We start from the raw sequence: 13,350 nt of genomic DNA, 5'->3' as shown, positions 1-13,350 counted from the left end.
TCTCAGTGGGAATGACGGGGTACGTCCGCACCCCGACAACCGACGAGGAAGTCGAAATCGCAGCCTTCATCGGCCTGTAGAACGTGATCGACGAACAGGCGCCGATAACCGCCGTCCCACAACAAGCCCTGCGGCGCTTGCCAGGCAGCCAACCGCTCTTTCAACTCTGCATCGGGAACGTCCAGATGCAGGCGACCCGCCAGGCAATCCAGTTCGATGAAGTCGCCGTTACGCACCACTGCCAGCGGTCCACCAGCGGCTGCTTCAGGGGCGACGTGCAACACCACGGTGCCGTAGGCAGTCCCGCTCATCCGCGCATCGGAGATTCGCACCATGTCGGTGATCCCCTTCGCCAGTACCTTCGGCGGCAGCCCCATGTTGCCGACCTCGGCCATGCCGGGATAACCCTTGGGCCCGCAATTCTTCATCACCAACACGCAGGTTTCATCGACGTCCAGCTCCGGATCGGCGATGCGCGCCTTGTAGTCGTCGAAGTCCTCGAACACCACCGCGCGCCCCCGGTGCTTCATCAGCTCAGGTGTCGCCGCGGAAGGTTTAAGCACTGCCCCGCTGGGTGCCAGGTTGCCGCGCAACACGCAGATACCGCCGTCCTCGCGCAGTGGATTGTCCAATGCACGGATGACTTCGTCCTGCCCATAGATCGGCGCTTGGGCGCAGTTGTCCCACAGCGACTTGCCGTTGACGGTCAGCGCATCGGGATTGGGCAACAGCTGGTTTTCCCCCAGCCGACGAATCACCGCCGGGAGGCCGCCGGCGTAGTAGAACTCTTCCATCAGAAAGCGTCCCGAGGGCTGCAGGTCGACGATGGTGGGCATGCCCCGGCCGATGCGCGTCCAGTCGTCCAGGTCGAGCTCCACGCCGATGCGCCCGGCGATCGCCTTGAGATGGATCACCGCATTGGTCGATCCACCGATCGCGGCGTTAACGCGAATGGCGTTTTCAAATGCCGCTTTGGTCAGCACCTTCGACAGCCGCAGGTCTTCCTCGACCATATCGACGATGCGCATGCCGGACAGATGCGCCAGCACGTAGCGGCGCGAATCCACCGCGGGAATCGCCGCGTTGTGCGGCAACGAGGTACCCAGCGCTTCGGCCATGCAGGCCATGGTCGAGGCCGTGCCCATGGTGTTGCAGGTGCCGGCCGAGCGCGACATACCAGCTTCGGCCGAAAGGAACTCGTCGAGGCTGATCAGCCCGCCCTTGTACGCCTCGTGCATCTGCCAAACGATGGTCCCGGCGCCGATGTCGCGGCCGTTGTGCTTGCCGTTCAGCATCGGCCCGCCGGTCACCACAATCGTTGGCACGTCGCAGCTCGCGGCGCCCATGAGCAGCGCTGGCGTGGTTTTGTCACAGCCGGTGAGCAGTACCACCGCATCGATGGGGTTACCGCGAATCGACTCCTCCACATCCATGCTGGCGAGATTGCGCGTGAGCATGGCGGTTGGCCTGAGGTTCGACTCACCATTGGAGAACACCGGGAATTCGACGGGAAAGCCGCCTGCTTCCAGCACGCCTTTCTTCACGTGCTCGGCTATCTTGCGAAAGTGCGCATTGCAGGGCGTCAGCTCTGACCAGGTGTTGCAAATACCAATGATTGGCTTGCCCTGAAACTCATGGTCGGGGATGCCCTGGTTCTTCATCCAGCTGCGGTACATGAAGCCGTTCTTGTCGGTCGTACCGAACCATTGAGCGGAGCGCAGGGGGCGTTTTTCAGTCATTGCATGCACCTGTTTTTCGTCGATGGGCCACAGGGCCCGCCAGATTTAACGTTCGGGTTGGTTAGAGCAGCCAGGTCGAGATTGCCGGGACGTAAAGGAGTAGGCCGAGCACAGCGATCTGAATAACGATGAAGGGCACCATCGAGCGATAGATGTCGGTCAGGGTGATATCTGGCGGTGCCACGCTCTTGAGATAGAAGGCGGCCGGCCCGAAGGGTGGCGAGATGTAGGACACCTGCATGCTCACCGCGAACAAAATGCCGAACCACACCGGGTCGTAGCCGAGCTCGACGACTATGGGCACGAAGATCGGCAGGCAGAGCATGGCGATGCCGATCCAGTCCAGAAACATGCCCAGCAGCAGGAAGATCAGCATCATCACCAGCACGATGACGAAGGGCGCCACCTCCAGCCCGGTAATCGCGGATGAGACGAAGCGGTTGCCGCCCATCAGGTTGTAGACCCCGACCAGACAGGCCGCACCGATACCGATCCAGACAATCATTCCGCAGGTTTCCAGCGTCTGGGTCAGGCTTTCCTGAAGCAGCTTGACGCTGAATTCGCCGCGCACCAGCACGGCCAGCAACACACCCAGCGCGCCCATGGCCGCGGCCTCGGTGACCGAGGCGATACCGCCGTAGATGCTGCCGAGCACCAACCCGGCGATGGCGATCGGGAAGAACATGCCCTTGAAGGCTTCGGCCAACGTAAGTTGTGGCTGATTGATGTCCTTCTCCAGATGCGCACCACCCATATGCGGATACCGCATGCACATCACCACCACGTAGAGCATGTAGCTGCCCATCAACAGCGCCGCGGGCATAATCGCCGCCTTGAACAGGTCGGCAATGGAGACGCTGGCGATCAGCCCGTAGATGATCAGCACGATCGACGGCGGCACCATGGTGCCCAGCGAGCCACCCGCGCAGACCACGCCTATGGCGATGCGCTTGTCGTAGCCCAGGCGAAGCATCTGCGGCAGGGCCAGCACGCCGAGCAGGACGATTTCGCCACCGATGATTCCCGAAATCGCAGCGAGAAAGAACGCCACGACGATGGTCTGTACCGCGACCCCGCCCGGCAGCCGACCGGCGAAAAAGCGCATGGAATTGAACAGATCCCGCGCCAGACCCGATCGGTCCAGCAAGCCCGCCATGAAGACGAACATCGGTACGGCCACCAACGAGTATTCGGTGATAAAGCCGAACATCCGGCTCGCCACCAACGGCACCGCCACAGGTCCAAACCAGCCAAGGGTGAAGCCGGCGGCCACCAGGCCGGTGACGAAGGCCAGTGGTAGGCCCAACACCAACAAAGCGAAGATCGCGAAGATCATCAGGTAGGTTGCGATCTCGATGCTCATTGCGCGGCATCCGAATCATGACGTGCACGACGATGAGTCGCGATCCGTACCACCTGCTGCACGCACATCAGCGCAATAGACGCGAGAATGACGATCTTGGTGAAGGCCGGCAGCGGCTGGTTCCACGACGAACCGGAGGTTTCAAGGCGCCAGCTGCCGTCGGGTGCATGCGTCGCGTTGTAGGCCAGCACCCAGGCGGCATAGCCGATGGCCAGGCAGAACAGGATGCCCAGCAACAGGTTCAGCAATTCCAGCCAACTCCTCTTACGCGGCGAAAGGCGATCGAGCAGGATACGAATCTGGATATGCCGGTTGGTTGCCAGCGCATAGGGTCCACCCAAGGCAAAGATGCTGGCGACCAAAAAAGTGGTGGTCTCATGCGCCCAGTCGGTGGGTGCGCCGAATCCGTAGCGCATGATGACTTCGAACACGCTGACCAGCATGGCGATGAACACCAGCCAGGCGATCAGCTGGCCAGCACGCCGAATGCCACGATCGAGCAGCCCGTGGCCGGGCTCGGGCGCGCAGGCGTCGAGGTGATCGTCAGATGAAGGTTGAGGGTTTTTCACAGCGAAACTCCTCGGACTACCCGGCCGAAGCCAGGGAGCCGTCCGTCAGCGAAGAGAGGAACCGCGGGGCGCGGCTCAAAGCATGCCCTTGTCCTGCAGATAGGCCTGGATCGAATCAACCGCCTCCTTGGCCTGAGGGCTGCGATCACGCCAGTGCGACCACTCGTCCCGAGCGGACTGACGGAATTTCTTCAGCTCTTCCTCGGGCAGCGAGGCCAGGGTCACGTCGCCTTTCTGCTTGGCAAGCGCCACTTGCTCTTCGTCCTTTTTCTGCAGGTCGCTGACTAGCTGTTCGGTGAACGCATCGACCGAGTCTTCGAGAATTTTCTGCTGCTCGGGAGATAGCTCGTCCCACAGCGCCTTGTTGACCGAAATGTCTTTCATCGGCATTGAGTGAAAGCCGGGATAGACGGCGAACGGCGCGTACTTGTGATAGCCCTGCTGGTAGTTGGTTGAGAACACCGTGTAATCGGCCGCGTCGATTACGCCTTTCTCAAGCCCCGTATACACCTCCGAGGTCGGCAGATTCACCGGCGCGGCTCCGGCCAGCTTGAAGATGTTCGACACCATGCCTTCCGGCGCCCGGACCTTGAGGCCTTTCAGGTCGTCGAGCGTCTCGATCTTGCGCTTGCTTATCAAGGATTCGGCACCCACGGCGCCGGCGCGGATGAGGTGAACGTTGTACGGCTCGACCAGGCGGTTGTAACCGGCTTCCCCGCCGGCGTTGCGCATGTAGTCGAGAAACGGCGCCGGGCCGCCCCAAGCGCCGACCATGTTGCCGTAAACCGCGAAGGCTGGATTCTTGCCAGAGAAATAACCGGGGTCGGTAATGTGGCCCTGAATGATGCCCGCGCCGACGGCATCCAATGTCTCGTTGTTGCCGACGATGGTGCCGGTCGGCAGGACTTCGATGGTGATCTCGCCGTCGGTTTTTTCGCCGACGCTTTTCGCCCATTGCTGGGCGATGCGGTATTCGTCGTCACCAGCGTTGACGTTGATCTGGAACTTCCATTCCTGCTGGGCGAACGCACTGCCGGACATGAGGACCAGGGTCGCCGCGAGGCCCAACCCGAAACGTTTGATGTTCGATTGCATAGTTGCCTCTCCGATTATTGTTATAAGGCACGGTCTCGATCGAGGTGCCGGCGGCTACCAGCCGCCGGCAACACCCCTTCGTTAATCCAGAGCGTAAAGAGACAAGACATCATCAACAAATATATATTTCAGCCTCACCGATACTCGAATGGATATAGCTGAATGAAGCCGATCAACAGCAACTGGTTTGTCCGAGCGCGCCTGAAGAACCGCCACATCCCGCTGTTGGCCGCGCTCGGCGACACCGGAAATCTCAATCGCGCCGCCATAGGACTGGGTATTTCCCAGCCGGCGATTTCGAAGTTGCTCAAGGAGCTGGAAGACGGACTCGGTGTCGAACTGTTCGAACGCCACGCGCGCGGCGTCGTCCCGACGCTGTATGGCGAAGCGATGATTCGTCACGCCAGGCGCCTGCTGAACACGCTGGACAGCGCATACAGCGAGGTCGACGCATTGCGTCTTGGGCAACAGGGACATGTGCGCATCGGCACCATCCTGACGCCTTGTGCGGAACTCCTGCCGGAGACCGTCCGCCGCGCGAAGCAGCGCTTCCCGGGCCTGGAGGTGACCATTCGTACGGGCTCGAGCCGGGACTTGTTGGCGATCCTGGACGATGGGGAGCTGGATTTTCTGGTGGCGCGGTTTTATGCCGGCAGTCAGCAGGAGGACCTGCATTTCGAGCCACTGGCCAAAGAGCCGCTGAAGATCTGCGCGCGCGCCGGGCTGGTCGAAGGCCTTCTGTCGCGCGCCGAATTGAACGCCGCGGACTGGGTGCTACCGCCGGCCGGAAGCGTGTTGCGTCAGGAGTTCGATGCGCTGTTTCAGCGCGTCGGCATGCGCCCGCCGAGGAAGGTCGTAAATGCGGAGAACCTGCTGATGGTGACGACGTTAGCGGAAAAGAACGACATGCTTACTGTGCTGCCGCGCGACGTCCTGGCGCATTACGCACGCTATGGCATGCTCGGCGAGATCGAGGTCGACGCCGACATCGACCGCGATCTGAACCAGGGCCTGATGGCCTTCGGCATCATTACCAAAGACCAACGACTACTCTCCCCTGCAGCCAACAGCGTGCTGGAACTGCTCCGTGACACGGCGCGTCAGCTACGACTGGGCTTGGGCTGACGGACCTACCCGCCGCCCTTAATAGACCCCGCGGCCATTCATCGACGCAGCTTTTGATGAGTTCGATCGGAGTCAGCATGTTCGCATCCACCACCGCCAACCAGGTCTCGCGGCTCCACTGGCGAAAATCGCCGGGCGGCGGACCACTCGCATTATTGATCAGGATATCCACCTGTGGGCGTGCCGCCAGCCCTGCTGTTCGCACTTCCTGCTGAAGTGATGTCGCTCGGAACGGTGCGAATCTCTACCTGAGCATTCAACGCACAGAGCTCGTTAGCGGTAGCTTCGAGTGCATCGATTGAACGAGCGTTGATAAGCTCCGCTGGTAATCGGCTTGGTTGTGGATCGCCATCAAGCGAGATGGCCCCGCGAAATGGTCACCGCTAAGGCAGACCACGCGCTTCATCGCAGATTGTCACCGGTTCAATTGCAAAAAATCCCCGCCGGGTAAGCCCCGGCGGGGAGAGAGGACGCCACGGGTATCGCGCCCCGCGTGTTGATTGATTGACCTGACGGGCAGAAAAACGGCCCGTCAGGTAGCGCTAGATCGCGTTCCGTGTCATCTCGCCATCCACGAGGCGGTTGATGCCCAGCGGGTTGGCGTTCTTCAGCGCCTCCGGCAGCAGTGCCTCGGGGAAGTTCTGATAGCAAACCGGTCGCACGAAGCGGTCGATCGCCAAGGTACCCACCGAAGTGCCTCGCGGATCGGAGGTCGCCGGGTACGGCCCGCCGTGAACCATCGAGTCGCAAACCTCAACGCCGGTCGGATAGCCGTTGAGCAACAAGCGTCCGGCCTTCTGCTCCAGCACCGGAGTGAGATCGGTGAAAGCGCTGAGGTCCGCCTCATCGGCAATCAAGGTAGCAGTGAGCTGCCCACGCAAGCCATGTAGCGCGCGCAGCAATTCCGCTTTGTCGGCGACCTCGACAACGATCGTGGTGGGCCCGAAGACCTCCTCCTGCAATAACTCATCACCGTCGATGAGCAATTGCGCATCGGCCTTGAACAGCTGTGGTCGCGCCTGATTGCCGTCCTGCGCGGCACCGGCCAGATGGGTGATACCCGGATGCGCCTGCAGATGCTCCAGGCCTTTGGCATAGCTCGTCAGTGTTCCGGCGTTGAGCATGGTTTGCGCCGGCTGCTCGGACATGAAACCTGTGAGTCGCTCGAGGAAGTCGGAAAACTCTGGCGAACGAATACCGATGACCATGCCCGGATTGGTGCAGAACTGGCCACAGCCCAGCACCACAGAGGCCGTCAGCTCATTGGCAATGGCGTCACCGCGCGCTTTCAGTGCTTCGGGCAGTACCAATACCGGATTGATGCTGGACATCTCGGCGAAGACCGGAATGGGCTGCGGGCGCGCCGCCGCCATATCGCATAGCGCACGTCCACCGCGTAGCGAGCCGGTGAAGCCGACCGCCTGGATCGCCGGATGCTTGACCAGCCACTCGCCGACACCGCCGCCGTAGATCATGTTGAACACGCCCTTGGGCATGCCGGTTTTCTCAGCGGCACGCAGGATCGCATCGGCGACCTGCTCGGCCGTTGCCATATGCCCGCTGTGCGCTTTGAACACCACTGGGCAGCCGGCGGCCAGCGCCGAGGCGGTATCGCCGCCGGCAGTGGAGAATGCCAGCGGAAAGTTACTGGCACCGAACACCGCGACCGGGCCCAGGCCCATCCGGCATTGGCGCAGACCGGGCCGCGGCAACGGCTTGCGCTCCGGCAAGGCGCGATCGATACGCGCGCCGTAGAAATCGCCGCGGCGCAGCACTTTGGCGAACAGCCGCATCTGACCGCTGGTACGTCCGCGCTCACCCTGGATGCGCCCGGCCGGTAGTGCGGTCTCCTGGCAGACCAGTGCGACGAAGTCATCACCCAGCGCGTCGAGCTCATCAGCAATGGCGTCGAGGAACTCGGCGCGCTTTTCGGCCGGAAGGACACGGTAGGTTGGGTAGGCAGCGGCAGCAGCTTCGGCCGCGGCGTTCACTTCGTCTTGGGTAGCCTGTACGAATTCGAATGGCAGCGCCTGGCCGCTGTTGGCGTCATGGCTCTGCAGCTTTTGAGTGCCGGCGGCGCTGCGCGTACCTGCTATGTAGTTGTGGCCGAGAATGGCGGACATGGAATCTCTCCTCTACCTGTAGGTTCGGGGGGCTCCGCATGGCAAGCGGAGATGACCGACGGCCCGTTAACGAATGCACCGCCGCCCTTGATGACAAGGCCAGCGGCTCGTCACGTACGACAGTATCGCTCTTTGAGTTGCGAATCAGAGCGCTTTTACCCCTCCAGCCTCGATGCCGGGCTGCCGGATGGAGATGCCGTTGCGCAAGGGTTCACCGAACGCATCGAGACTGATCTCGAACTGGTCGCCCGGCTGCGCCTTGATACCGTCAGCGAACGACAGCGTCGCCGTCCCGAAAAAATGCACATGCACGTCGCCGGGACGGAGGAACTGCGAATACTTGAAATGATGGTACTCAAGATTTTCCAAGCTATGGCACATGTTCTCTTCGCCGGACAGAAACTCCTTTTCCCAAAGTAGCTGTCCGGCCCTGCGGATTCGGCTAACGCCTGCCAGGTTTGCGGGCAACTCGCCAATGAGCAGCTCCGGCCCGAATGAACAGAACCTGAGTTTGGAGTGGGCTAGATACAGGTAGTTCTTGCGTTCGGTCACATGATCGGAGAATTCGTTGCCCAGGGCGAAACCGAGCCGGTATGGCTGGCCGTCGTCGCCCACGACGTAGAGACCGGTCAGCTCAGGCTCTTCACCGAAGTCTTCGGCGAAATCAGGCGCCTCGAAATCCGCCCCGGGGCGAACCACGATGCTGCCATCGCCCTTGTAGAACCACTCGGGCTGCGCGCCGACGGTTCCCGGTTGTGGCTTGCCACCCTGCATGCCCCAACGGAACATCTGCATCGAGTCGGTGAGCTTTTCCTCGCCCTGCTCGACCTGCTGATGCATCTTGTCTCGGGTCGAAGCGCTACCCAGGTGAGTCAGGCCGGTACCGCTGACCAGGCAATGAGCAGGGTCCTCATGGTCCAGCGGCGGCAGCACACGGCCGGCGTCCAGCAGTTGGCGATACGACGAACCGGCGTCCCAGCCTTGCGCGTCGATCTGTGCCGCCAGGCTATGACCGTTACGAATTGCAGCCAGTGCCAGCTCGCGGGTACTGCTCACGCCGCGCAATACCTCGATACGCTCGCCGCCCACCACGCCGACCTGACGCTCGCCCTGTTCGTTTTCAAATTGAATCAACCGCATGAGGTTTCCTCTTCTTGTAAGGGCCGCGCAATCGCGGGCATGTGCTGCAATCACTTTAAAAACCACCGTGGGTGGTGCCTAATGAAAGCTTCTGATTGAGTGATAACTTCCAGTCATCCCCATGATCGCTGCCCTGCCCTCCATCGTTTCCCGCCTGCGCCTCAAACAGCTGCGCCTTCTCATCGCGCTCGATGAACAGGGCTCGCTGCACCGTGCCGCCGAGCAGGTATCGATCAGCCAACCCGGCGCCACCAAGGCGCTGCATGAAATCGAATCGACCTTTGCCGCCGAGCTGTTCACGCGCAGCAGCCAGGGGTTGCAACCCAACGATCTGGGGCGCTGCGTGATTCGTTATGCGCGGCTGATCCACAGCGATCTGGCGCACCTGCGCGAAGAGATGGTCGGCATCCTGCAAGGGCATGGTGGGCGCCTCTCGGTGGGCGTAATCATGGGTGCCGTGCCCCTCTTGATGCGTGCGCTGGGCCGACTGCGGCGCAAGCAGCCGGAGCTATCGGTTGAAATCGTCGAGGACACCAGCGCGCGCCTGCTCGGCCTGCTCGATGAGGGCCGGCTGGATCTGGCGATCTGCCGGAGCAGCGTCAGCCGGCGTCCGGACGCCTATGACTGCCTGACCCTGCACGAGGAGCAGCTGGCCGTGGCCGCCCATCCAGACCACCCAATGGCCGGCGCCGCGCCGCTGAAGTTGGCTGATCTGAGCGGTTATCGCTGGGTCATCTACCCGGCTAACATGCCGATGCGTCAGTTGCTCGAACGCGAGTTCAGCGAAGCCGGCTTGGAATTTCCGCGTTACCCGGTCGAAACCGCTTCCACCTTCACTACCCTCAGTCTGCTGCAGGAAGACCCCGAGCTGGTCGCCGTCATGCCGCTGTCGGTGGCCCGCTTCAGCGAACGCTTTGGCATGATCCGTCGATTGCCGCTGGCGCTGCACTCACGCAGCGAGCCCTACGGCGTCATTGCCCGGCACGGGAGCAGCCTGTCCCCTGCGGCGCGGCTATTGCTCGAGGAATTGCAGGATGAAAGCGGCTCGGCGGCGGCAGCCGAGCCGTGCGCGGGCTAAAGCAGGCCGCGCACTGCGAGGTTTAAACAGAGCCAGCATGCCGAATTCTTACGGCGGCACCGAGTCGCTGTGATTGACCCGGTTGTGCAGAGCGCCCAGCTGAGCGCTGCGTATGCTGACCCGGTCGCCTAGCTTGTGGGTGAAGCCGGAACCCGCCGTATCGCGGTCCTCGGTAGGTGCGAACAAGGTGCCGAGAAAGAGTAAGGAACCCATCGGGATACTGGTGATTGCGATTGATCGCCTGGGCTACCAGATCCAGCGGGTCACGACTGATCTGGTCCATCGAACTGCTGCCGTTGAGTACGTAGCCGTCCTCCCCCTCGACCCGCAGCTCCACCACGCTGCGGCGCACATCGTCGATGGCGAAGCTTGCATCGAATAGCCGGATGAAGGGCCCGATGGCGCAGGAAGGAAACATGCTGCTGGCCAGCGCGGCCGCGCAGCGTGCGGGCATGCCGAAGCCGCGGGAAGTTTCGATCGTCGACTACAAGATTCTCGCCCGTGAAAGCACAGCACCGCTAGCTGCCGGCCGGCCGGAACACCCCTATTGTCTGATCTATCTGTCGTTATGCCCGAGATCCCGTTGCGGATCGATCTGGTCGCGCACGCGCTGTTTCAGCTCCTTGGCGTCCGGAAAGCCACCGTCGCGCTTGCGCTCCCATATCTGCACGCCGTCACAGGCAATATGGAATGTACCGCCACTGGCCGGGACCAACGAGACCTTGCCCAAGTCCTCGGCGAAAGTGGACAACAGTTCCTGAGCCAGCCAGGCCGCACGCAGCAGCCACTGACACTGAGTGCAGTAGGTAATGACGATTTCCGGTTTGCTATCGGCCATGACAGGGCGCTCGTGGGCTGACGGACGCCTATAATAGCCGCCATTTCGCGATCCTCCGCCGGTGTTGCCATGTCCCGCCTACTCTTTCTGCTGATCCTCCTGATGCCGCTGACAGGATTCGCCGATTCTCAGCCCCGCACCGGTCTGGTGCTTTCCGGAGGCGCTGCAAGAGGATTGGCGCATATTGGCGTCTTGAAAGCACTGGAGGAGCACGGCGTGCGAATCGACGCGATTGCCGGCACCAGCATGGGTGCGGTGATCGGCGGACTCTACGCGGCAGGCTATAGCGTCGAGGAGCTGGAAAAGCTGGCACTCGGTCTCGACTGGCAACAAGTCCTGTCGGACGATCCGCCACGACAGGATGTGCCTTTTCGGCGAAAACAGGACGACCGCGATTTCCTGGTCAAGCGCAAGCTCAGCTTCCGCGACGATGGCAGCCTAGGGCTGCCTTTGGGTGTCATCCAAGGGCAGAACCTTGCCCTACTGCTCGAACGCCTGCTCGTGCACACCAGCGACACCCGTGATTTCGATCGCTTGCCGATACCCTTTCGCGCTGTGGCAACCGATATCGCCAACGACAAGAAAGTTATCTTCCGCAGCGGCCATCTGCCTCAGGCCATTCGCGCCAGCATGTCGATCCCCGCGGTGTTCGCCCCGGTCGAAATCGAAGGCCGTCTGCTCGTCGACGGCGGCATGGTCGACAACATTCCCATGGATGTCGCCCGCGACATGGGCGTGGATCGGCTGATCGTGGTGGACATCGGCACGCCACTGCAGCCTCGTGAGCAACTGCTCACTGTTGTCGATGTGCTCAACCAATCGATCACCATGATGACCCGACGTAACTCCGAAGCGCAGCTGGCGACACTCCGCCCGGAAGACCTGCTGGTGCAACCGATGCTGGCGGGGTTCGGTTCGACCGATTTCGGTCGCACGGAAGCGCTTATCGACGCCGGATATCGTGCGGCCACCGCGTTGGACGCTCGGCTGAACGCCATGCGCAGCGAGAGCGGCGGCAGCCTTGCGCTGAGCCTTGCCCGCTCGGCCGAGCCCCGCACGCCGCTGATTACCGCTGTGCGGATCGAGAATGACTCGAAAGTCGGTGACGCCGTGATTCGCCGGCATATCCGCCAGCAGCCAGGCAAGCGGCTGGACCTTCAGGACCTGCAGAAAGACATGGGTACGCTGTACGGACTGGACTACTTCGAACAGGTCGAATACCGCGTCGTGCATGGCGACTCAGGCAATACGCTGGTCATCACGACCCGTGAAAAGCGCTCCGGCACCGACTACCTGCGCCTGGGCATCAACCTCTCGGATGATTTTCGCGGCGACAGCGCATTCAACATCGGTGCCAGCTATCGCAAGAACGGCATCAACGCGTTGGGCGCCGAGTGGCTGACGCGCCTGCAGGTAGGCGATCGCCAGGAGCTGTTCAGCGAGTTCTACCAACCGCTGGATGCCGGCTCGCGTTGGTTCGTCGCGCCTAATTTGTTCGCCGAGACGCAGAATGTCGAGGCGATCCTGGATAACGACCCAATTGCCGAATACCGTCTTCAGCGCTACGGCTACGGGCTTAATATCGGCCGCCAGATTGCCAATAACGGCGAAATTCGCTTCGGCGTGGGCCAGGCGTGGGGCGAAGCGGATGTACGCGTCGGCGACCAGCAACTTCCAGATTTCACCTTTGAAGAAGGGTACTACCAGCTGCAGTACTCGTTCGACACGGTGGACAATGTCGACTTCCCTCATGAAGGCGAGAATATCGGGCTTAACCTGCGCCAATACGACCCCAGCCTTGGTTCCGATCAACGCTATCGGCAATGGGAATTCAATCTGGACAAAGCCTTCAGCTTTGGCCTGAATACACTGGTCGTTGGGGGGCGTTACGGACGCACCCTGGATGATGCGGAAATCATCTCTTCAAGCTTTCTGCTTGGCGGCGCGCGGCAGCTTTCGGGCTTTCGCCAAGACGCCCTTTCTGGTCAAAACGTCAGCCTGGCGCGCATGATCTATTTCCGCCGGATGACGCCGCGCTCGTTTCTGCCGCTGGATTTTCCGCTGTACCTGGGGGCATCGCTGGAACGCGGTCGTGCCTGGAACAACGACAACGAGTTCGACAGTGGCTACATCAATGCCGGCAGCATCTTCGTCGGCTATGAAACGCCGCTTGGCCCTCTGAACTTCAGTTATGGCCTGAACGATGAATCCGAACGTGCGCTGTACATGAACCTTGGGCGCAGCTTCTAAGCAGCTGTCGTGGCTTCATGGCGCAGGCGC

10 protein-coding genes and 1 pseudogene are annotated in these 13,350 nt (G+C 61.6%); 3 read left to right on the top strand and 8 right to left on the bottom strand.

All coding sequences use genetic code 11. The features are described from left to right. Positions 1–2: 2 nt before the first annotated feature. From DQ405_RS14375 to DQ405_RS14360, 4 genes are all read right to left on the bottom strand, one after another. The gene (locus DQ405_RS14375) at positions 3–1,739 is read right to left on the bottom strand and encodes an IlvD/Edd family dehydratase (protein ID WP_168424842.1); all 1,737 of its coding nucleotides are present in this window, start codon (positions 1,737–1,739) and stop codon (positions 3–5) included. A 61-nt stretch (positions 1,740–1,800) separates the two neighbouring features. After that, on the bottom strand, positions 1,801–3,102 hold the full coding sequence (locus tag DQ405_RS14370; RefSeq protein WP_168424841.1) for a TRAP transporter large permease: 1,302 nt from the start codon (positions 3,100–3,102) through the stop codon (positions 1,801–1,803). Then, positions 3,099–3,671, bottom strand: coding sequence for a TRAP transporter small permease subunit (locus DQ405_RS14365; RefSeq protein WP_342030420.1), 573 nt, complete (start codon positions 3,669–3,671; stop codon positions 3,099–3,101). The genes DQ405_RS14370 and DQ405_RS14365 overlap by 4 nt, the downstream gene beginning before the upstream one ends. A gap of 75 nt (positions 3,672–3,746) precedes the next feature. Then, the gene (locus tag DQ405_RS14360; RefSeq protein ID WP_168424840.1) at positions 3,747–4,766 is read right to left on the bottom strand and encodes a TRAP transporter substrate-binding protein; all 1,020 of its coding nucleotides are present in this window, start codon (positions 4,764–4,766) and stop codon (positions 3,747–3,749) included. Positions 4,767–4,928: 162 nt separating this feature from the next. On the opposite strand from DQ405_RS14360, the gene DQ405_RS14355 reads away from it, so the two are divergent. Continuing rightward, positions 4,929–5,891: a LysR substrate-binding domain-containing protein gene (locus DQ405_RS14355; protein WP_174824676.1), complete on the top strand. Its 963-nt coding sequence runs from the start codon at positions 4,929–4,931 to the stop codon at positions 5,889–5,891. Between the two features lie 542 nt (positions 5,892–6,433). Here DQ405_RS14355 and DQ405_RS14350 read toward each other — a convergent pair. Beyond that, positions 6,434–8,014, bottom strand: a complete 1,581-nt coding sequence (locus DQ405_RS14350; protein WP_168424839.1) for an aldehyde dehydrogenase (NADP(+)) — start codon at positions 8,012–8,014, stop codon at positions 6,434–6,436. Between the two features lie 144 nt (positions 8,015–8,158). Next, on the bottom strand, positions 8,159–9,154 hold the full coding sequence (gene araD1, locus DQ405_RS14345; protein ID WP_168424838.1) for an AraD1 family protein: 996 nt from the start codon (positions 9,152–9,154) through the stop codon (positions 8,159–8,161). A gap of 121 nt (positions 9,155–9,275) precedes the next feature. Here araD1 and DQ405_RS14340 point away from each other — a divergent pair, with 121 nt between their 5' ends. After that, on the top strand, positions 9,276–10,232 hold the full coding sequence (locus DQ405_RS14340) for a LysR family transcriptional regulator (RefSeq protein WP_168424837.1): 957 nt from the start codon (positions 9,276–9,278) through the stop codon (positions 10,230–10,232). 48 nt (positions 10,233–10,280) lie between these two features. Here the strand turns inward: DQ405_RS14340 and DQ405_RS14335 are convergent. After that, positions 10,281–10,641 (bottom strand): annotated as a pseudogene (locus tag DQ405_RS14335) (fumarylacetoacetate hydrolase); the annotation flags it as partial. 147 nt (positions 10,642–10,788) lie between these two features. Continuing rightward, positions 10,789–11,070, bottom strand: coding sequence for a SelT/SelW/SelH family protein (locus DQ405_RS14330; protein ID WP_168424836.1), 282 nt, complete (start codon positions 11,068–11,070; stop codon positions 10,789–10,791). 69 nt (positions 11,071–11,139) lie between these two features. Here DQ405_RS14330 and DQ405_RS14325 point away from each other — a divergent pair, with 69 nt between their 5' ends. Continuing rightward, positions 11,140–13,320 (top strand): patatin-like phospholipase family protein, encoded by a 2,181-nt coding sequence (locus DQ405_RS14325; RefSeq protein WP_168424835.1) that lies wholly within the window; start codon positions 11,140–11,142, stop codon positions 13,318–13,320. The last annotated feature ends 30 nt before the right edge of the window (positions 13,321–13,350 follow it).

This window comes from Pseudomonas sp. SST3 (assembly GCF_003325755.1).
Note: the sequence above shows the minus strand (reverse complement) of the source record. Positions and strands in the feature narration are given on the sequence as shown.